Origin of the sequence: Flavobacterium acetivorans, assembly GCF_020911885.1 — a bacterium.
In the GTDB taxonomy this organism is placed as follows: Bacteria; Bacteroidota; Bacteroidia; order Flavobacteriales; family Flavobacteriaceae; genus Flavobacterium; species Flavobacterium acetivorans.
Genome location: NZ_CP087132.1, coordinates 2,429,814 through 2,450,721, shown reverse-complemented (window position 1 = coordinate 2,450,721; position 20,908 = coordinate 2,429,814). Strand labels below are relative to the sequence as shown.

Annotated in this window: 17 protein-coding genes; 8 read left to right on the top strand and 9 right to left on the bottom strand. The window is 34.1% G+C overall.

Annotated elements, in window-relative coordinates; genetic code table 11:
* Positions 1-13: 13 nt before the first annotated feature.
* Positions 14-3,046, bottom strand: coding sequence for a SusC/RagA family TonB-linked outer membrane protein (locus LNP19_RS10680; RefSeq protein WP_230061912.1), 3,033 nt, complete (start codon positions 3,044-3,046; stop codon positions 14-16).
* Positions 3,047-4,731: 1,685 nt separating this feature from the next.
* Here LNP19_RS10680 and LNP19_RS10675 point away from each other — a divergent pair.
* Positions 4,732-5,058 (top strand): hypothetical protein, encoded by a 327-nt coding sequence (locus LNP19_RS10675; RefSeq protein ID WP_230061911.1) that lies wholly within the window; start codon positions 4,732-4,734, stop codon positions 5,056-5,058.
* Positions 5,059-5,087: 29 nt separating this feature from the next.
* On the opposite strand, the gene LNP19_RS10670 is transcribed toward LNP19_RS10675, so the two are convergent.
* From LNP19_RS10670 to LNP19_RS10640, 7 genes are all read right to left on the bottom strand, one after another.
* Positions 5,088-7,583 carry a DEAD/DEAH box helicase gene (locus tag LNP19_RS10670; RefSeq protein ID WP_230061910.1) on the bottom strand — a complete coding sequence of 832 codons (2,496 nt, stop codon included), beginning with the start codon at positions 7,581-7,583 and terminating at the stop codon, positions 5,088-5,090.
* A gap of 210 nt (positions 7,584-7,793) precedes the next feature.
* Positions 7,794-8,120 carry a DUF3892 domain-containing protein gene (locus LNP19_RS10665; RefSeq protein ID WP_230061909.1) on the bottom strand — a complete coding sequence of 109 codons (327 nt, stop codon included), beginning with the start codon at positions 8,118-8,120 and terminating at the stop codon, positions 7,794-7,796.
* A gap of 154 nt (positions 8,121-8,274) precedes the next feature.
* A complete protein-coding gene (locus LNP19_RS10660; protein ID WP_230061908.1) occupies positions 8,275-9,525 on the bottom strand; it encodes a hypothetical protein in 1,251 nt (416 codons plus the stop codon).
* A 66-nt stretch (positions 9,526-9,591) separates the two neighbouring features.
* Entirely contained in the window at positions 9,592-9,813 is a 222-nt protein-coding gene (locus LNP19_RS10655; RefSeq protein ID WP_230061907.1) for a DUF2188 domain-containing protein, read from the bottom strand.
* A 393-nt stretch (positions 9,814-10,206) separates the two neighbouring features.
* Entirely contained in the window at positions 10,207-10,881 is a 675-nt protein-coding gene (locus tag LNP19_RS10650) for an SEC-C metal-binding domain-containing protein (protein ID WP_230061906.1), read from the bottom strand.
* Complete coding sequence (locus LNP19_RS10645; protein ID WP_230061905.1) at positions 10,859-11,866, bottom strand: adenylate/guanylate cyclase domain-containing protein; 1,008 nt, start codon at positions 11,864-11,866, stop codon at positions 10,859-10,861. Before LNP19_RS10645 ends, LNP19_RS10650 begins: the two co-directional genes overlap by 23 nt.
* A gap of 2 nt (positions 11,867-11,868) precedes the next feature.
* Complete coding sequence (locus LNP19_RS10640) at positions 11,869-12,369, bottom strand: Pycsar system effector family protein (protein WP_230061904.1); 501 nt, start codon at positions 12,367-12,369, stop codon at positions 11,869-11,871.
* A gap of 125 nt (positions 12,370-12,494) precedes the next feature.
* Between LNP19_RS10640 and LNP19_RS10635 the strand changes: the two genes are divergently transcribed.
* The 7 genes from LNP19_RS10635 to LNP19_RS10605 all read left to right on the top strand — a co-directional run bounded on the left by LNP19_RS10635 (position 12,495) and on the right by LNP19_RS10605 (position 18,924).
* Complete coding sequence (locus tag LNP19_RS10635; RefSeq protein ID WP_230061903.1) at positions 12,495-13,088, top strand: hypothetical protein; 594 nt, start codon at positions 12,495-12,497, stop codon at positions 13,086-13,088.
* Positions 13,085-13,501 carry a hypothetical protein gene (locus LNP19_RS10630; RefSeq protein ID WP_230061902.1) on the top strand — a complete coding sequence of 139 codons (417 nt, stop codon included), beginning with the start codon at positions 13,085-13,087 and terminating at the stop codon, positions 13,499-13,501. Before LNP19_RS10635 ends, LNP19_RS10630 begins: the two co-directional genes overlap by 4 nt.
* Entirely contained in the window at positions 13,476-14,288 is an 813-nt protein-coding gene (locus tag LNP19_RS10625) for an ImmA/IrrE family metallo-endopeptidase (RefSeq protein ID WP_230061901.1), read from the top strand. The genes LNP19_RS10630 and LNP19_RS10625 overlap by 26 nt, the downstream gene beginning before the upstream one ends.
* A gap of 449 nt (positions 14,289-14,737) precedes the next feature.
* Positions 14,738-15,208 (top strand): DUF1905 domain-containing protein, encoded by a 471-nt coding sequence (locus LNP19_RS10620; RefSeq protein ID WP_229942682.1) that lies wholly within the window; start codon positions 14,738-14,740, stop codon positions 15,206-15,208.
* 524 nt (positions 15,209-15,732) lie between these two features.
* Entirely contained in the window at positions 15,733-17,103 is a 1,371-nt protein-coding gene (locus LNP19_RS10615; RefSeq protein WP_230061900.1) for a DUF262 domain-containing protein, read from the top strand.
* Between the two features lie 2 nt (positions 17,104-17,105).
* On the top strand, positions 17,106-18,245 hold the full coding sequence (locus tag LNP19_RS10610) for an AAA family ATPase (RefSeq protein WP_230061899.1): 1,140 nt from the start codon (positions 17,106-17,108) through the stop codon (positions 18,243-18,245).
* Positions 18,238-18,924 carry a hypothetical protein gene (locus tag LNP19_RS10605; protein WP_230061898.1) on the top strand — a complete coding sequence of 229 codons (687 nt, stop codon included), beginning with the start codon at positions 18,238-18,240 and terminating at the stop codon, positions 18,922-18,924. Before LNP19_RS10610 ends, LNP19_RS10605 begins: the two co-directional genes overlap by 8 nt.
* Before the next feature lie 78 nt (positions 18,925-19,002).
* On the opposite strand, the gene ltrA is transcribed toward LNP19_RS10605, so the two are convergent.
* On the bottom strand, positions 19,003-20,298 hold the full coding sequence (gene ltrA, locus LNP19_RS10600) for a group II intron reverse transcriptase/maturase (RefSeq protein WP_230061897.1): 1,296 nt from the start codon (positions 20,296-20,298) through the stop codon (positions 19,003-19,005).
* Positions 20,299-20,908: the final 610 nt, after the last annotated feature.

Genomic DNA, 20,908 nt, shown 5'->3' with positions numbered 1-20,908 from the left:
CTTGCTTTAAAGGTTAAAAGTTAAATTGTAAACCAGCTGTAATCATTCGTAGTGGTGGCAAAAATCCAGAACCGCTAAATTCTGGATCAGCCCCATTATAGCCCGTAATCGTGAACAAGTTTTGCGCCTCAACTGTTGCCTTGCAGTTAACATTTTTAAGCCACCGCTCCGGAAATTCATAGCTGATGGAAACATTCTTCAATTTTATAAACGATGCATCGGTTATGCCTGCATTACTGGCAGCATATCGGTAAAGGGCATTTTCGACTGTGCCGTTTGCGCCTGAAGTATACCGTTGGGAAGAAGCCTCATCTCCCGGAAATTGCCAACGGTCAACTATAGCGACGCTTTGGTTATTCATCGTACCAGCAACGCCCAACGTTCGCGGTGCATTATAATTTTGCTGCTTTGCAAAATTGAAAAGGAAATCAAATTGCCACCTTTGAAATCGTAAGGTATTTTTAATCCCTCCAAAATAATTCGGGTTTAAGACTTTTACCGTCTGCTTGTCTTCGGGTTCTGTCAATATACCATCTGCATTTACATCCTCAAAAGTGTAAATACCAGTTTCAGGATCAATGCCGGTATAATGATACACTTTTACAATATTCAATGGCTGTCCAATTACGTACGAATTACTGTAGGTAGAACTTTCAAGGTTTGGGAAAGAGCGCAGCTTGTTTTTTGAAGCCGAAAAATTGATTGCAGTACTCCAGTCAAAACCTGTAGTTTTCACATTAAGGGTGTTCAATGTAAGTTCAATGCCACGATTTTCAACTGAAGCATTAAGGTTCGACTGTATTTCCGTAAACCCCGTAGCCCCCGGTAACGGTATTCCTACCAATTGGTCGGATGACCTGTTGCGATACCATGCCGTTGTCAGGAAGATTCGGTCTTTCAAAAATCCTGTCTCTATCGCTATTTCTAGCTTTTTGTTGGTTTCCCATCCAAAACCGGCATTATACAAACGCGATGGTTTCAGCCCCATTATACCGTCATAACTGGCATTCGATGGTGTGTAGGTATCAAGGAATTGGTAATTCCCAATCTGGTCATTTCCTGTTGTCCCATAACTGGCACGAAGCTTTCCGAAACTCAGCACCTTATTGTCCTGTAATAATTTTTCGTAGGAGAAAAGCCAGGCGGCTCCTACGGCTCCGAACCATGCGAAACGTTTACCAGCACCAAAACGGCTTGAACCATCTCGCCTTCCGGTAAGGTTAATGATATAGCGTTCTTTCAGGTTAAAATTAGCACGGCTAAAAACCGATTGATACTTGTACACAGATTCGTCAAAAGCAAGTATCGAAGTATTGGTGGCTGCGGCAGGATTATAAATCATGCTATTACTGGAAAAACCACTGTTTAGGCTCGATAGTGATCTATTATTTTGACGTTGGAAAGCGCTACCTATCAAAAGATCTGTTTTAACAGCTCCTAATACAGGCTTCCAGTTTAGTTGAGGTTCGATAATCCACGAGTTCCTTTTGGTGTCGGTATAAAAAATCCGTGAAGTTTCACTACCAACTCCTAATGATGGGTTATACATTGTCGAGGGATACGTACTACTCTCATGATGATTGAGATCGGTATAGCCAAAATTGCTTTTTATTTCAATATTATCAAATACGTTATAGGAAAGTGTTGTACTGGCAACAAGGTCATAGGATTTAGATTTCGATAAGCCTTTTAAGTAGCGTAACGGATTCTCAAAAGTGTTGTTTTCCCAATTAAGGTTCCCTTCCGCATCATATAGTGTCGGAGCATTTGGGGCAAGTCGACGAGCCGGAATACTGAGATCGGTCGAGGGCTGGTTGTTATCCTGTATGCCATAGCCTCCGGTAAAAGCAATCTTAAACCGTTGGTCTACTGATGTGTGATTAATGCTTGTCCTCACATTAACCCGGTTGTAACCAAAATCACCAGGAAGTACGGTTGTTTCCTTACCATAAGTCCCGGACACCATAAATTGAGTTTGCTCAGAGCCTCCGGAGATAGAACCGTTTATATTGGTTATTTTTGAAGTCCCTCCCATTAATTCTTTCTGCCAGTTAGTAGATCTACTTTGGTCCCAAGTTCCATTAATGTCATAGGCACTTCCCGGATATGTCGTTATGCCGTCGTTCGCAAATGCTTCTACACGCATAGCAAGATATTGTTCCGTATTCATCATTTTCATAAAATGCGGAACGCTTCCGCCTCCCTGTGCTACCGAGGCGCTAAAACGGGTCTTGCCTATCTTTCCTTTTTTGGTGGTAATCAATACGACACCGTTAGCTCCACGCGATCCATAAATGGCTGTTGCATCAGCATCTTTAAGAACTTCCAGACTTTCAATATCGGCTGGATTGATGTTGTTTAGCGGATTAGTATTCATCGACATGATCGACATCGACATTCCGTTCCCGATTTCCTCACTTGAATACGGCACATTGTCAATAATGTACAAAGGTGAGTTGCCGCCTCTTCTCACACTGTTCTGTCCACGAATCTGGATGTTAAACCCTCCCCCAGCAGTTCCGGTCTGTTGCGTAATATGTACCCCCGCCATCCTGCCCTGCATGGTCGCCAGCACATTGGTCACCGGTTGGGTCTCGATGTCTTTGGCCGTGATGCGGGCAATACTTCCGGTGCGTTCTTTTTCTTTGACGGAATAGTAACCGGCATTGATACGGACTTCCTGCAAGGAGGTGATGTCTTCCTGTAATTGAATATGGATAGTCTTGCGGTAGTTTATGGGGATTATGGCTGTTTTATAGCCTATGTAGCTCACGACTAAGGTGTCATTGGCTTGCGCTAGGAGGGTGTATTTACCATCAAAGTCGGATAGAACGGCATAGTTGCTACGGCTTTTTATGGCGATGGTGACGCCAGGCAAGGGTGATTTGCCATCGGTTATGGTACCGTTTATTGGGTTTTGCTGTCGTTCAGACAGCATTGGCCTCAGTGTTTTGTTAGCTAAGGCGGGGCTGCTACTTAGTAGGAACCCAATAAGGATCAGGTAAGATAAAGCGGAAGCTGTGTTGTAAAATGAAGAATTTTTCATAATATTGGTTTAGTTTAATGAAACGTTAGTTTTGTTTGCGAGGGTTCTCTATACTAGTTTGCAGACGGGTTAGAGAACCTTTTTTTTTGAGTTTTTATTTTATCATAGTGAGGACATTTAGTTAATAGATTTTTAATCGTTCTTTTTTGCATTGCCCAAAAAAGAACCAAAAAACGCTAGCCTGAAAATTTAAAACTTAAAAACTACCTCGAAACTATGTTCCGCAGCCCGAGCCGTTCGCCTTTCAGGCTCAACTCGCGGACTGCTGCCACTTCGTTTTTTCGTTGTTTTTTTGACGTTTTTAATTTAAGGGCGGTTTTAGCGAAAGCATAATATTTATTTAGTCATAGGCGTTATAGGTTTTCTGATCACTGACCACTCCCTTCTTTCTTCATCAACCAGAGATCCAAAGGCATATCAATGTTATAAATGCTAGTATTAATAAGGCTTGTATTTGTTTGTAATATTTCATTGTAGTAGGTTGTCGGTTGTCCGTTTTCTGTTATCAGTTTTCGTTTTTGGGTTTTGAGTTCGTTTTGTGGTTAGCTAAAACATCCTGCACCATTAATAAATTCAAATTAAATTAATGAGATCAATTGCTCAAAGGATCGTGCGGTGCAGGTGTTTTTTAGTTAGCTGTTATCGGTTATCAGTTGTCGGTTTTCGGTTGATTTCCGTCACTTCGAGTGATTTTATAAAATAGCGATAGCCTTTTTATAAAATAGTATCGAGAAGGCGGTTATCAGTTATCGGTTATCAGTTGTCGGTTGATTCCGTCACTTCGAGTGATTTTATAAAATAGCGACAGCATTTTTAAAAAATTGTATCGAGAAGTTGGCATAGAAATTCCTGACCGGTTCAGAAAAGTGCATTTTCCTGACTGGGATTTTGTGGTTTAGTGATATAAACCACGGTTAACGCAAGGCGTTGGTTTTTTTAGGGGGGCTTTGTTATTTTATTCATGGTTTTTTATAGTTAATGGTTAATAGTGAGTAGTTAATAGTTTAAAGTTGACATAGGTATTCCAGACCGGTTCAGAAAAGTGTATTTTCCAGACTGGGATTATGTGGTTTAATGGCAGTAACCACGGTTAACGCTAGGCGTTGGTTTTTTTAGGGGGGCTTTGTTATTTTATTCATGGGCTTTTATAGTTAATGGTTAATAGTGGGTAGTTAATAGTTTAAAATTGGCATAGGTATTGCACACCAGTTTAGAAAATGCGGTTTTCCTGACTGGGATTGTTGTGGTTTAGTGACAAAAACCACTGTTAACGCTGGGCGTTGGCTGCTTTAGGTGTGTAGCTGTAGTTTACTCATAGGCGTGCGGGTTTTAGCGGTTTAAACTGCTGCGAGACTATGAAAAAAAAAGAAGCGGTGCTAAGAATGAAGTTGAGTTTTGCCAAAATATTAGGCAAAAAAAATGGCATGGAACTCAGCTTATATCGACCTAAGGTACTGGTATACCTGTACACGAATAAGTGAGCCCACGCCATGGACGTGAGCATCGTACTTATCATCCCGTGTACAAAAATTACCAGTTTTTAGGTCGGGATTCAAAGCGAATGCTTCAAATATTTTAATTGAAGAAACGCAAATATATGTATTCAATGACAAACTTACTAAAAAAATATCAAACTGGCACTATCGTGACACTAAATATCAATAATAATATATTCTTTTGTCTAAATGGCTAGTAAAACAAATAATAAATCTTTAGACACTAAGAAAGAGGCAGTTGTATTTCTGCTTGACCAATTCATTTGTGATTACATAAGGAATGAATGGTTACAAGTCAATGAGCCAGTTCTACCTCAAGCTCAAGAATTAGGAGTACATCGACACATTATAAAAAAAATAATAGAGGACCGACCCTATAGAGTACCGATCTCAACATTAGCAATCATTTGTTTTTACAAAAAAATTGCTTTATCAGATTTTTTTAAATTAATAGAAGCAAAATATGGTTCTAGAATAAATGATGATTTCATATTAAAAACAAAAAAAGATGCCTAGGCATCTTTTTTAACGTAAATATTTTAATATTATTTTTTCTTTAGTACAATCTTAGTTAAATATGTTTCACGAAACGCAATTGGAGTAAAATTGTGAGCACCTAATAATTTGGCAATTTGCAAAGATGTAATGGCAATCGTACCATGGCTAACTATACCATTAACAAATTGAGCTAAATTTTCTCGTAATTTATTTAGTGAATTCTCATCAATAACCTTAGAATTTTCGCTTGGATTTACATTCCACCCTTTGATACTTGGCGCCTGTAAAGTAACTAAAGTATGACTCATCCCAGCACCATACCTAGTTTTAAACCATTCCCCCGATTGCAATAATTGCCCAATATTTTCTCTGGTAATTTCACCGTGAATTGCCATAGATTTTGCCTCTAAGATCAAGTAGTGATTATCTGTCATACCCCATAATACGTCTGGACCATTTCCAAAATCACTTTCTGGTTCTTGTGCATAATATCCTAGTATACGACCGACATTTGCTAATGCATTTTCGAATTTACTTGAATTAACATCAGGACTAAAAATTAAGCTACCTAAAACTTCCTCTAAATATATTTTAAAGTCATGTGACTTATTAAATTGACTAATAAATTTTAAAACATTAGAAGACTGCTCTTCGTTAGCGCTGATTTTTGTATAGTTATGACCTAAAGCGGTTTGAAACATATGAGGCGTCGTTTTTGAAGCTTTTATTTGAAGATCATTCGAAGCTGGCTTGTTGTCCATGTACAAAAATTGAGCAGCTAACTGAAAATACCAACCATTTTGCTTGCCAGTCAAATCATTTATCTCAATTATTCTTTTTAAAATAACTTCTTTTGCTGCCTGATAATTTCTTGATCTATATAGATCAATTGCATCATTTTCAGCTTGCGCAATATTTAAATTCTTTATCTTCTCATCATTCAATTTATCAGATTCGACTCCAGACAATTCTTGAGAATGATATGCTCTCCACTCAGGGCTTTGTGTTAAACATAAATCAGTAGTTTCGCGAATTGTCACTAAAGAATTATCTTTTGATTGTCCATCAAGTAATGACAAGCCTATTTCCAATTGTTTTCTCGTTACAGCGGTAAAAAATTGCAAATTGTAATTATTTCCTAAAAATTGTAAAAGATCATTACCCATAAGATAGACCGTACAATAATCACTACCCGACCGTACAGCGCGACCCAGCCCTTGCTCAATTATTTGGGCTTTAAGGGATGCTTTTACTGAATCTAATCTCATCTCTGTGTACAGTTCTTTATAAGACGTAAAGGCAGGATATCCATCTATAATTAAAATCCTACACATGTTTGCATGCAAATCAATACCATCATATCGATTAATTAGTATATAAAGTCCTCCGTTAGATTTTTTTAGTTTTTCAATATTAACGTTTATATGTTCGCCACTTAGAATTTCACCTCCAACATTAATCCATTGTTTAGCTTTGTCGGCAGATGGAACTAATACTACAACGTTCACACCGTCGTTTGAATATTCTACAGCCAGCTTGTGCATATCTGCATCATTAATATTTGGGTCATATCTTCTTGGGGCTAAAATTAATCTTTGTCCTATATCTTTCCGGTCTCGTGGCACTAAAGCATTAATAATACTAACTTTATTAATCCCAAAATCTTTAATCAAATCAATTTGATCTTCAAAAGTAGCTGATAGAATATATCTATGCTTCGCTTCATTAAATGTTCTAATATTATGAAAAGGTACATGAATAGGTGCAATTTCAACTCCTCTCGGACCAATATAGCAATCAAATGAAAGTAAATCGTCAGCTATTAAACCCCATTTAAAAAGCAATTCTTTATCTTCAGCATACTCATTTAAAATTGCCAAGATTTCATCTTTTCTATCCAACCATGACCAATATGGAACTTTAAGAATCTTTGCATAAGGATCTCCATCCATTAATCTTCTATAACTTCCTGGGGCTTGAAATATTAAATCTTTTTCAAATAATTTTATTATACGTTGACTAATTGGATGGGAAGAAAGCAGTTTTAACGTAGTTACTTCTCGGGAAATGTCTAGACAACTATGGGCATCATCTATTACTATCGCACCTACAGAAATATTATCTCTTTCAAAAATTGATTTAGCATTGAACATTCTATGAAATGTACAAAGCAAAATGCTTTTGCAATTATGAAAATCAGCCGGAAATTGATTGCCTTCCTCAATTTCGCAAACTGGAATTCCATAAAGCTCAGCCTGTATTTTGGCCTGTTCAAGTAGCTGTTTATCTGGACATAAATAAAGTACCGTCCCAACGCCTTCTACCATTTTTGAATAAAGCATCATTAAACTTACTAAAGTTTTACCCGAACCTGTATTCATTTTGCATAAAACATCACGTTCATCTCTTTTGTCATTCCATTCTTTCAATACTTCTTCTTGGATACCGCGCAAATAGGCATATCCTTCCTTGTGAAAAAGGGTTTGAAAAAGATCAATTGGATCCATAGGTAATTTTCTTTCTTCCACAGCTTCTAGCTTCATTTTGAATATATTCATATATTTTTAAATTTATTATTTCGATTTATATTATTAGTTTATATATTATTTCCATAAAGAATTATATCAGATATTACATATAAAAGTTTTTTTTAAAAACCAAATTCAGTTTAAGATTGTGAATTATGATATTACATCACTGGTTATTAAAAAAATGAAACCCTCGCCTTAACGAGGATCTATAATAGCTTTAAATTAATAAACATACCTGTAATCTATAAGATGTAAGAGATTGTCCTTTAATGTTCCGTCACGTGTTGTTCTAAGGAAAGGAGGATTGCCATTAACTACATGTATATCTTCACCAGCAACCCATTGAGCTCTTGCATAATTCCACAAGAAAGTTTTAGCGCTGTTTGCAGGATTTTGCAACAGTGTTACAGCATCTGCCTTGGTCATCTTTATTGCTCGGCTAATTTCATAACCATTTCCAGTTTGATTTCTTGTTCTTGTATGGACAGCATAATGAGTTATTACTTCTTGACTATTTTTCCAAATTCCTGAAATTCTATATTCTGACATTTTATTCTTTTTTAAATATTATTTAATGTATGTTATACTATTGTTATCCTTTGAAAGCACAATGTATTTTTTCAAATTTAAACTCATTCAACACTTTCTAACGTACATTGTATCAAATGTATGTGCCTACTTGTCAATTGTTGGTCTACAAAAATTATTTTGTACTACCATATAAGATGATATCCGAAATTATATATCTTAATTTATCTTTAAGATCAAAATCAATTTCTAATTCCTCTGCTTTATTACACATTTCTAACAATTTTGAGAAATTGGTAATTTCATTATCAATTTTCGTTTTAAAAATATCAGACAGTCTCTTTATGTGACCAAAAGAACTTCTAGGACCATCAATCTTAGCCTGAATCTTCATTCTCAACTCATCAGGAGTTTTAATCGTTTTGGCTTCCTTTAATTCTTTGATAAATCTATCGCTGGTATTGAGAACACTCTCCATCGTTTTTAATGTTGCAAAGACGTTTTCGGGCTTTGTGGTATGAGAAATCTGCACTCTATTACTTTCAAATGGGTTTTGTTTTGGAAGTAAATAAAATCCATCTTTATTGGTCTTACCTACATTAATGATATTTAAAAAATTTAAGGAACCTTGTCCCAAGTCATTTGTTGAAACTTTAATCGCAGTTGAAACTTTACCAAACTCTCCGGCATCCTTTTTAAACTTTTCCGCAACTATGATTTCTAATTTTGATTCATTAATATGTGCTGATTTGATTTTGTATTCAACTCCTTGATTCTTTTTCATAAAATTATGGAATGCGAGCATTGATACAACAAATGCAAAATCAACGCCATATTCATAATATTTATCAATTGAGGTAATACCTCTCAAATAGGTAACACCATCATTCTCAACAAGACGATAACTTCTGTGCTTATTATAATTATCTGAACTGCTTGCTAAATCTTTAAAATATTGAATATTTTGCCTTGCCAGATCAGATAAACCATTTTTGAATAAACTATTAGCATACTTAGTCATCACATAAGCGTCAAGGTAAGTGTTTTTTGACTCATACTTAGCAACTGTTTTTAAATCTTGCTTCACTTCATCAACGACCAGATATTCATCAAAATGGAAAATGATTTCTTTTTTCTTTTCACCATCAATTGCAAGCATTTCCTCAAAAAGATTAATATGCTTAATTTCGGCTCTGATTAACTTTCGTTTATAATTTGTACTAAAATATTTGATCCGTTTATAAATAGTATCTATAAAGTCGATAACAATTACTTCATTTTTAATTTTTTCAATTTCAAATTCAGCATACATTTTTTCCTTATAAGGATGATCTTCCATCAATTCCCATAATTTCTCTACCTTAAGATTTCCCGTACTTTCTTCAGGATTAAGCGCTACTGATTTTTGTATAAATTTTTCTTCCATAGTTTTTGTTGGTTAATTAAGTTAAGAGTAAGCCTAAAATTATTTTAGGCTTGTTTTAGTTAAATGTTATCCTTTTGGAGGGTAAGGATCATTTCCATAACTATCTCTGTCTCTAATTTTACCATCCCTTCCATGAATAAGTAATTCGGATTCTTGATTTTTTGCAATTTCTCTTGCATAAGAAATTGCTTCTTGTTGAGTATCAGTAATCTTTGTCGGTTTAGAGTTGCCTTCTCCTTTAATTGCCCATCCATCTGGATGAGGTACTACATGCTGATTTTTTCCCATTTCTATTTTTTTAGGAATCGCTCAAATTTATCGGCATCGAGAATCTCCGAAAAAGAATACGTTAAAAATTTGCAGAGGAAAAATAAATGATTACTTTTGCACACCCGTAAAAGCGAATTTTCTTTTCAATAATTCGCGAAATTTGTCTAACCGTGAGAAGTTTAGGACTAATATTATATTAACGATAGTTTCTATAACAAATTTGCGCCCATTTTTTTGTAAGAAATTATTTAATCGACAAATGACCTGTATAATCGACGAATTACTTGATTATGCCAGTATGTCATTTTACACAAAAAAGCACATACTCTTTTTCTGTCATATTTTTCATTTATGACAGCTAATTTTTAAGAATCATTTTTCTGACTAATATGATATTTTATAATTAAAAATTTATAATTCTTGATTTTGTTGTTTTCTAGCTCTTTTTTTTGATAACTGCTTTAAATACAATAGATCCATTTCAATTCGAGTTTTTGAAAAATCTTTAATATTACAATAAACATCTAAGTGACACCTTTTAAGTTTACTACCACTCCCGCAAAAACAATTGTCATTCCTATTCATTTTTTTTGTGTTGAAAAAATACAATAGGCTAATTACTTGCTCAATATCATCCATTTTAAAAAGCTCTCTATAGTATTGTAAAATTCCATCTGAACCGTGCTCATAATCTCCATTTGCCCATTCTTCCTGACTATCAAAATATAACTGATTAGCTAAATAAGGAATGACATATCTTAAAAAGAAATCTTTAATGGTAATACCCTTTTGACTTACTAAGTCTGATTCCTGCAATGAGCTAACACAACAACTTCCATCCTCACTAATATGGCGGTCAGGAATATGTTCAAACTTATTGCCGGTTTCAAACAGCAAAGGAAATCCGTGCGGATAATTCCTTGGAATAGTTACTTTAATATCAAAACTATCCACATAGTTATCCGCAGCATCAAATATGGCTATTTCACCACATACCGATTTCTTTTTATCCTTCTCTGATAATTTGAGTTTCGGAAACATTTCCAAAACTTCATTGAGGTCCTTATTTAAATTTATCTTTTGCATAGGGTCTGTTTTCACCCACCACTTCTTTCAACGAAGCTATACTTGGGATAGTTGCAATTTGAGGCTTAATTGTAATATCACCGGTGATAGAGGTTGCTATATGTTGCGAAGACTTTAGGTATTTAAGCCAATCAAATACATATTGTGTATAGTAAAATCCATTGTCCTGGTCTGAAAAAATATACCTTTGTTCTTCGACTACCTTATAAAGCATCGGGTCAAAATTGGCTTTGTCTTTGACATATTGCCCCACAACAATTTCATTGCTTCCGGCATATGCCTGCATTTTTGCTGCTAGGCTGGTATGCAAACTATATGTCGCAATCTCACTGGTATTTTCTTTACCTGCCACACCCCATAACACTTTATCATCGTCTCCAAAATCAACTCCAATTTTCGTAAAAATTCTTTCGATACCATGTTGCTCAAAAACTCTTTTTAAATCATTTTTCACGAAATAACTGAATAAACCTAAGGCCGTAAGACAGTGCTGGGTTGATTTGCTCTTATCAATATTTTTCCCTCCAAAATACACGAATAGACCATCACCTTGAATCCTTTGGATAAATCCGCCAAAAAGCTGACATACATTTATTGCAGCTAATTGGATGGTATTTGTAATAATCATATTAGTTTCCTCATCATACTTCTTAAAAAGATTAGTTGAACCTTTAATATCAATAAATGCAGAAATAATATAATGCTTTTCAGTATTTGTTGTCCCTTTTAAATGACTGAAATGCGGGTGATGACCAATTAGTTGATTATTATGAGGAACAACTCCCATTCTATTTGCTATTGCTACTAAATCCGCAGAAAAAGAGAGTTCCGACCTGTTACTCACATAATCGCTAAACGTATATCTCCCAAGAGAGGCTGGTCCTGCAAGAGCTGTATATGCTCTTGATTCATTTAATCCTTTACTGATTTCGTTTCTGTTAAGAGCTTTTTCAATAATGTTCTGGTATTCTGAAAATGTATTCATAATTATATAGATTTTGTTATTAGTGTTATTGCGTAGATAAGAAGGAAGACAAATTCGACGATGATGATTCTACCTGCATAAAAAAGTTTTTGATATTTTGCTTTTAATCCTCCGGCTAGACTGTAAGCTTGGCAAGTGAGATCCAGCAAGAATTTTTTATCAGAAATATCATTGATTTTATTTGCATATTCTTCAAAGGTGTTATTTGTGACATCCTGAAAAAAAATAACTGAGCTATTTTTATCTGAAGCACTTTGAAGATACGGTGTAATCGCAATCAATGTTATAGTTATACTTGTAGCGGCTAGAAGCGCAATAATACCTAAGACTATAAGCGAAAAATGTGTGACATCTTCTGGTTTGGTAGAAGCCGCAATTGTAATAATACCACCAAGTATGGCAGTGTTCAGAGCAAGATAAAGGTTGCTTTTAGTTTGGGTGCTTTCAATATATGTGTCGAAACGACCGATAATAAATTTTGTTTGTTCTAATTTTTCTTTCATTCTTTTATGTTTTTTTTATATTACAGCAAATTAAATATTACTCCTTTTGCTTCTATATGCTGAATAAAAGTCATAAATTTCCAGTCGATGGAATTTTTATTAATAAAAACAGCATTAAGATATAAATGGAAGAAGATGATATAAATATTAAAGCATCGGCTGATGATATTAATACAGCAATAGGAACTATCGTCACAAACGAGTTTTTCAAGAAGCTGGTCGCATATACAATTAAACGTCTTCTGTTTCAATTTCACATTGTATATGATCCTGACAAAGGCTTCAAAGGACAGATGGCCGAAGATATTGTTTCAAATCTGTTTATTTCTTTTTTAGACGAAGGCGGTCGAAATTGGTATAAAAATAAATTTCCTGATTTTGAGAAACAGTTTTATAGTGCACTCGACAGTGAGATTTCCAATATTGTTTCTGGAAGTTATGTAAAAACTGAAAATGTAGAAGTGGAAGATGAAGGTTCAGTTCTTGATTTTGAAAGTATCGAATATAATGAATTGTATAACCACTGCATATCTCAATTAGAAAAGTCTGGAGCAGATATAGATGAATTACTTGTTTTTGAATGTATGTCAAAAGGATTATTAAGACGCGAAATAGCGGATGAATTAAAAATTCCGCCGGAAGGGATTACTGTCATTAGGAAAAGACTCGACAGAAAAATAAATCTTTTACGAAAACAATTAGAGAGTACTTGGTCATGAAAAAAACATATATAAAGAATATCGATGAAGCTCTATTAGATTCCATCAAGGAAGGTGATAGTACTTATATAAACAATGTCCTTACAGACGAGGGAATAGATCTAGATAAAATGAATATTATTGCTGAAAAGAATGTCAAAAAGATATTATTTCTGGCCAAGGCCAAAGCAAATAAAATTCATAATGACAGGCTTTTACAAGTGGCATTGACACTTAAAGAAGGAATTGAAAAAGGATTGGAAAAACCTATTTCTGTAATTAAAAATTTAATTGCAAGTAATGAATTGTCTTTTCAATTTAGAAATTTAGATCGTTTAGGCGAAACAGAAATTAAGGAAATCATTAAAGGTCATAATTTACTTAATATTTTAGAAGAACTGGAAAATAATGACGAAGACCCCGCGGTTAAGTAAAAGTGCAAATGCAGCCAAAGACCTTTTGGAGTCTTGTGGTTTAGATAATTTAATTGATTTTTCACTTGAATTATTTGCCAGTGGACTTGGGATAACTCTTATCGAAAAACCACTGGAGAATTGTGATGGAAGAATTATTTTCGGAAAGACGAAAACTCTTGTGGAGCTTAATAGCGAAATTGAGTTTGAAGAAAAAAAACGTTTTACTCTTGCACACGAAATTGGGCATTTCATACTTCATAAAAATATTGAAATTCATAATGATAACGAAGGAACTACAAGCTGGTTTAGCAACAAAGAGTCACAGGCAAAGGCGGGGAAACAAGAAAGCGAAGCCAACCAATTTGCCTCTGAGTTATTAATGCCCACTACACTTTTTATTGAAAAAATAAAAGGTAAACCTTTTTCGCCGGATCTTCTAAGGAGTTTATCTCAATATTTTAAGACAAGTATCACTTCTGTGATATTTAGATATTTTGAATTAGGAAACCATCCTATTTGCATTTTTTATATGCACAGCAATATTGTAAAATATTGGAAAAGACCTGATGACTTTCCATATTTTATTATTGACCGTACAAGGCTCGCACCTCCTGAGGATTCGGTAGCTGCCGAGTTTTTTGATAAGGGTAAAATATATCCCGGTAGTCTCTCCAAAAGACCTATCTGGAAATCAACTTGGTTTGATGTAAAAGATTGGGAAAATGAAAATCAATATAAGTTTTTTGAATATTGTATTATAAATAAAAAATACAATACTGCCCTAAGTGTTGTTTGGGAAGAATAAAAAAAACAGTAACAGTTCTACGAAGTCTCCTGACCTCGAATTACTAGCAGTTGTCTTAAAGCTAATGACGTCGAATTGCATTCACCTTTGAGATCGTCGCTCTACATCCATCCCTTATGGGGTTTACGGTAAATGAGTAAGAAGAATTTTGAGAGGCTATAATGGCTCTATTTTTATGGTCTATAATTAGGATTACTAGCAGTAAAACATTGAACTATACTCATGTGAGCAATAGTCCTTTAAAAAAGATAATCAATCCCTTTGATATGTAAGAAATGTTTCTGAATTTGTAAGATATTGATAAAAAATAATACGAATAAAAACGTAGCTAAACTTGCGCCTATCTTGCTACTTTGGAACAAAACAGATCGAGTTTATTCGCCTATAAACAAGTTAGCAGTAATGTTTTCAGACGTCGAAAAAAAAAACTAAAACTTTGAATTAGAACTATGAATTTTATTGTAGAAAATGAAAAATTAGAAATTCAATATATTCCAGGAAATGGTGCTTGGACTTATCAACTTATTATACCAAATACTAAAAATATAAAAGGAAAATGGGGAGATCTAAAAGTTTCTGGTAAAATTGACAATTTTGAAATCAAAAATAAGAATTTAGGTCCAATGAAAAACTCCGACAAAAAAATGGCGTTAAACTCTGAAATTAGAAATTCTATTGGAAAAGGCGCTGGAGATTTTGTCAATGTTACACTTTTTCTTGAAAATCAAAACGAAGAAAAAACTAATGAAAATGAAATGATTTTTGAATGTTTCAAAGATGCTGAAGTATTGAGTATATTCAACAAACTCAAAATTGATGAACAAAATGAAATAATTCTGAGCATAAATTCAACAGCTACAGAAAATCAGAAAGTGGAAAAAATCGTGAAATTTATTGCAAAACTTGAGCAATTAAATTAAAAAACACTACTGCCAATAGCTAGAATTTCGTTGCGTGCGCAGCACGAACACCCGAGTCCCGATAATTATCGGGACGAACGGACGTAGTAATGAAACTCCTGTTGAACGGAACCGATTACATGTCCGTCAACTATGGAGTTATCGTAAAGTTTTGAGAGAGAATGTCAAGAGGATTTAGTGTCCTCTTTTTTTTTATGCTCTATAATCAGGATTACTAGCAGTAAAACTACTGAAATGTAGATCTATAGAAGTACGAAAGGCCTGCGGTGAATAAAAGTCCTTTTGATGATTTGTAATAAATTATTTATATATTTGATAAGACATAATACATGACCGTTGTCAGACCTATCTCTCTAAATGTGGGGTGATAGGTCTGATTTTATCAGATATATATGCTAGTTGTACCTAATGCTAAAAAATGACGGTGCAAGATAGAAATTATCTACTATTTTTCAACTTAATTCATCACAATACAATTAATAAATTTAAAAATGTAAATTTGTAAGTATAAAATAAATTAAAAAATGAATATTGAGTTTAATTTAGATAATGAAGAAACTGTTTTTTTAAATCCAGTAAAAAATATAATTGATGGTAATCATTTTTTTAATTTAATAGATTCTGAACAAAAAATTTGGATGACATTACAGTTGAATGGTAATCATTTTATCATAAAACAAAAATCTAATTTAATAATTGATGATTCCGAAACAATTGAATCTAAATTAGATGACCTAGTTATAGAGATCATTCAAATTGAACAATCTGGAACAGATAGTTTTGTTGAAAATTCTCAAGGCAATGATGATCCATATAATCCTGATGATATTAAAGTTAGAACTGATAAATTAGCAATACCAACACTATATCAGATGATGGAAAGTGGAGATATTGATCTAAATCCTGACTTTCAAAGAAATTTGGTTTGGGAAAATTTTGAAAAATCTAGATTAATTGAATCTATCCTTTTGAGAATTCCTTTGCCTATGTTTTATTTTGCAGAAGATAATGAAGGAAAATTAACTGTAGTTGATGGTTTACAAAGAATAACCACCATTAAAGATTTTATGGATAATAAGTTTCCACTCAAAAATCTACAATATTTACAAGATTCTTGTGGTGGCAAATATTATAAATCTTTAAATAAAAAGGTTGGAATTGATAGTAAATATTTCAGATGGTTTAATCTAACTTCAATTTCCGCAAACTTTATTGACCCAAGTTCACCATATAATGTAAAGTATGATATTTTCAGAAGGATAAATACTGGCGGAAGACCATTAAACAATCAAGAAATCAGAAATTGCTTTACTGGTCAAGGAGTAAGAGATGTTCTAAAAGAAATGGTTTCATTACCTGAATTTGCAAGTGCAACAGACAGAAGTATAAAAAGTAAAAGAATGGATGACCAAGAAATCGCTTTGCGATTTCTATTCTTTAATTTGTTAAATACTCTTGATGGAAATATTGAAGGATATAATGGTTATATGGATTCTTCTCTAGATTGGTTTGCAGAAAATCATAAAAAAACAAATAAAGAAGATTTAGATAAATACGTTATAGATTTTTCGAATGCTATGAAAAATGCAGAATATCTAATTGGTAAAAAATACGCATTTAGGAAAATAACTCCAGTAGACCTAGAACCTACTTCATATAAACAACTAATTAACAAAGCTTTATTCGTATGCACTTCTGTTTTGTTAGCACGTTATGATTTTGACAGGGTTAAGGAACTTAATGATAGTTCTTCATTATTACATCTCCTAGCAGAAGAAATTAGAAGTGATGATTCTTTATTTAATTATTTGTCATACGGGACAAATGGTTGGAACAATTTAAATTATACGTTTAACAAATTAAAAGTATTATTTAATAACAATATTCGATATTAAAAATGATAAAATTAAAAATTTCCAATTTCAAGTGTTTTTATGACATCGAAATTCCAATTAATGAATTGACAATTTTTGCAGGTGCTAATGGTAATGGAAAAAGTACTTCAATACAAGCTCTATTACTTTTACGTAGAACTATCGAACATTGTGCTAAATGGGAAGGTAATGCATATAATTTAAAAGAACTTAATGGTTTAAATGTTGAGTTAAATGGTGCTTACTGCTTAAATTTAGGAAATAGTGAATATTTACTTCCAATTGATTATACTAAAACTGAAATAAATCTTGGTTTAATAACTAAAAATGAAGTCTTTTCGATTAATTATAGTACAAACCAAGGTAATGATTTATGGATTACACCTATTGAACCTTTAGTGAATAATTTAAAAGAAAACCCACTTTATTTTCAAGAATTCTATTACCTAAACGCAGAACGTTTAGGTCCAAGAATTGCTCAAAATATTCAATTTTTTGACTATGAGAATACTGGATACAAAGGGGAATACACTGCACAAGTAATATCAAATTTAAACTACAATTTTAAAATAGAAGAAGGAAAAATATTTGACGAAAAATTAAAAGGTAACAAATTTTTTATCAATCACATAAATGCTTGGTTAAGCTACATACTTAATGGAACAACTATTACACCTCATTATGATGACAAAACACATTCTGCAAGAATAGAAGTTCAAAATAGTTATTCAAAAGGTAATCCTATAGTTCCAACAAATACTGGTTTCGGTATTAGTTATGTTTTACCAATCATAGTAAGTGGATTAATTGCGAAGAAAAATAGGCTTTTAATTGTTGAAAATCCCGAAGCACATTTACATCCATCTGCTCAATCAAAAATGGGAGAATTTTTATCGATTATTGCTAATTCTGGTGTTAAAGTTATTGTAGAAACTCATAGTGACCATATATTAAATGGAATTCAACTTGCGTGTGCTAAAAATAAAATAGATAACAATAAAGTAACTATAAACTATTTTGATAAGGTTGAAGACTCTATTCAACCACAAATTAATAGTATTTCAATTAACCAAAGAGGAGAACTTTCGGATTGGCCAAAAGGCTTTTTTGATCAAAGTCAGAAAGATTTTTCAGAATTGTTTAAAATTAGAAGAAATGAGTAATTTTTTTTTAAACAATACTTCTTTAAATACAACTGAATATCAATTATTTAAAAAAGGAATTCTCGATTTAGTTCTGATAGAAAAAAAGGAAAGTCATACTTTTTGGAAGAACCCGTCAATATATAATTTACCGATAATTACAGAAGAATTATATACCAAAATAAGTGGTCAGGAAGAACAAGAAATATATAGATTCATTGAGCAACAACTTAAATCTTGCGAGGTTGATATAAATACTGAAGAAGAGGCAAATTCTTTTTGTAAATCTGAATGTAATGGTTTTTTAGGAATAGACTTTTCTCAAGTTCAATTAAACGAAAATAAACAAGTAAAAAATAAAACTGATTATGAAAATTGGTGCTATATGTTTCATTCAAAACCTGAAGAGCTATTAATTAAATCAGAAAATATTGCAACGATTCATTTAGCAGATCATCACGGAAAAAAAGAACTCGGAGAATTTTCCGAAAAATTAAAACACTGCCCATATATTGTTAATATTCAATCAACTGATTGGGGAGGAAAGAAATTAATTAGAAAAATAAATGCTGATAATTCAATAGATTTAGTATTGTTTTGGACGGAAAGGGAATATGCTTTAAAAGTTTTTACAACTGGTCGAAATCAAAAGGAAACTGAAATTATTTCTAAAATAATATTGAAAAAGTATAATAAATAAAAGCACTAGGTACAATTGAGTAGACGGCTCCGCCCCTAATGGAACGGAGTGCGCCTCTCACACCACCGAGCGTACGGGTCACGTACTCGGCGGTTCGCAAAGAGATGGATTAAGTGAGATGTAAACATCGGTCAATGATTGATACCCTTTTTGTTTTAAGCGTTTCAAGGTTATGGTAGTTCCCAAGATTGGACTCTGAGCAATTGCCCAACCACCTTTGCGAGTTCGACTCCATGCATAGGCGTGGTCTTGATCAATTCCTAATCGAATTAGGTTTTTCCTTTTCCTCTCAGGTTTCTTCCAATCGTGCCAAATGCAGTATCGAAGTCGGTTTCTGAGCCAGCCATCTATATCCCGTAATTTCCCCATGATACTCGTTCCTCGAAAATAGTTTAACCATCCTCGTTGGATTTCGTTTATCTTGATAATACGGTCTTCTAGTTTGACTGGTGCAGTTTTGCGGCTAATACTTTTGAGCTTTTCTTTTAGTTTCTTCCAAGCCTTTTCTACTACTACCAACTGGTATTGGTTTTTGCTCCCTTTTTGATACGTAGGTACAAACCCAAATCCCAACAAGCTAAAGTTCACAGGACGTCTAATCCCGCTTTTATCAGCATTGATGGTAAGTTTGAGCTTCGTTTTCAAGAATTTGGCAATGACAACTGCCGTGGCTTTCGCCTGATTCTGCGATTTAGAGTAGATACTGAAATCATCGGCATAACGTACAAATTTTAGTTTACGTCTTGTCATTTCTTTGTCCAACTCATTGAGCAGGATATTAGACAATAACGGACTCAAGGGAGAACCTTGCGGAACGCCTTTTCTTCGTTTTTGTAGTTTGCCGTTAATCAGTATCGGTACTCGCAACCATTTACGCATCAGGCGCATCGTGGTTTTGCATTTCACTTTTTGGTACACCAAATTCAACAGCAAGCAATGGTCAACTTCATCAAAGAAATTTTTCAGGTCAATGTCCACAATGTGGTTCAATCCCTGATGGATGTATTCCCTCGCTTGCCCAACGGCTTGTCGGGAGTTTTTGCTGGGTCTAAATCCAAAACTGTTAGTACTGAATTCGGGTTCAAATAGTGGCGCTATAACCTGTGCTACGGCTTGTTGGAACACTCGATCGGTAGTGGTGGGAACTCCCAAAAGTCGTGTTTTTCCGTTGCCCTTGGGAATCTCAATGCCCAAAATGGCTTGTGGCAAGTAGTTTCCCTCTCTGACGGCTTCGAGCAATTGGTCTTTCCTTTGGGGAAATAGCATTTTAAGTTGACTTGTTTTTATACCATCAACTCCTGCGCTTCCTTTGTTGGAAATCACTTGCTCTACTGCTTTTTGCAGATTGTAAGGATGTACTACGCTCTCAATCATTTTGTTGTTTTAATCGTTTAACCTGTTCTTGTTTTTCAGGGCTATAACTTGCGTTATTCCGTTGAAAATTAAGAACCATTTTGCGTTCGGTCCTTCCTTGTTTGTGAGTCCTATGCGGTATCTATTCGCAACTCGTTGCCCCAAGTACTATGACCTCTGCTGACTTCTTGACATAACCAACTCGTGGTTGCCAAGACCTCCCCTGGTAAGAACTTTTTCCTTTGTCCAATCTCTGCGGCATCTACTGAAATACGATTTTGGTAACCTTCGGACGTTGCAATGGTGTGCTTGCTTATCCTCGTATAACAGCCTCTTATGCCGTTTCTGTTCGTCAGTACCGGACTTTGTCGTTTCGCTTCCTTCAGTTCTGGTTTCACAACTAACAACCTTGCGACGTACTAATGATTCGGGGTTTCAATCCGCTCATAAGGGACTTACACCCTCTGGAAAAATAACACTCTGCAAGTTTGATTTATAATCCGAAATTTGTATTTTTCAATTTTTAATCGAGCTTACAGAGTGTGTCCTGCTCATGCAGGGCACACACACACGCTACAAGCAATTTGGGGATTTGGCTTAATGGAAAAATTGGTTTGTATTTGGAAGATTT

Coding starts and splice junctions, on each gene's coding strand:
- LNP19_RS10680 (WP_230061912.1), bottom strand. CDS start 3,046: ATGAAAAATTCTTCATTTTACAACACAGCTTCCGCTTTATCTTACCTG.
- LNP19_RS10675 (WP_230061911.1), top strand. CDS start 4,732: ATGGCTAGTAAAACAAATAATAAATCTTTAGACACTAAGAAAGAGGCA.
- LNP19_RS10670 (WP_230061910.1), bottom strand. CDS start 7,583: ATGAAGCTAGAAGCTGTGGAAGAAAGAAAATTACCTATGGATCCAATT.
- LNP19_RS10665 (WP_230061909.1), bottom strand. CDS start 8,120: ATGTCAGAATATAGAATTTCAGGAATTTGGAAAAATAGTCAAGAAGTA.
- LNP19_RS10660 (WP_230061908.1), bottom strand. CDS start 9,525: ATGGAAGAAAAATTTATACAAAAATCAGTAGCGCTTAATCCTGAAGAA.
- LNP19_RS10655 (WP_230061907.1), bottom strand. CDS start 9,813: ATGGGAAAAAATCAGCATGTAGTACCTCATCCAGATGGATGGGCAATT.
- LNP19_RS10650 (WP_230061906.1), bottom strand. CDS start 10,881: ATGCAAAAGATAAATTTAAATAAGGACCTCAATGAAGTTTTGGAAATG.
- LNP19_RS10645 (WP_230061905.1), bottom strand. CDS start 11,866: ATGAATACATTTTCAGAATACCAGAACATTATTGAAAAAGCTCTTAAC.
- LNP19_RS10640 (WP_230061904.1), bottom strand. CDS start 12,369: ATGAAAGAAAAATTAGAACAAACAAAATTTATTATCGGTCGTTTCGAC.
- LNP19_RS10635 (WP_230061903.1), top strand. CDS start 12,495: ATGGAAGAAGATGATATAAATATTAAAGCATCGGCTGATGATATTAAT.
- LNP19_RS10630 (WP_230061902.1), top strand. CDS start 13,085: ATGAAAAAAACATATATAAAGAATATCGATGAAGCTCTATTAGATTCC.
- LNP19_RS10625 (WP_230061901.1), top strand. CDS start 13,476: ATGACGAAGACCCCGCGGTTAAGTAAAAGTGCAAATGCAGCCAAAGAC.
- LNP19_RS10620 (WP_229942682.1), top strand. CDS start 14,738: ATGAATTTTATTGTAGAAAATGAAAAATTAGAAATTCAATATATTCCA.
- LNP19_RS10615 (WP_230061900.1), top strand. CDS start 15,733: ATGAATATTGAGTTTAATTTAGATAATGAAGAAACTGTTTTTTTAAAT.
- LNP19_RS10610 (WP_230061899.1), top strand. CDS start 17,106: ATGATAAAATTAAAAATTTCCAATTTCAAGTGTTTTTATGACATCGAA.
- LNP19_RS10605 (WP_230061898.1), top strand. CDS start 18,238: ATGAGTAATTTTTTTTTAAACAATACTTCTTTAAATACAACTGAATAT.
- ltrA (WP_230061897.1), bottom strand. CDS start 20,298: ATGATTGAGAGCGTAGTACATCCTTACAATCTGCAAAAAGCAGTAGAG.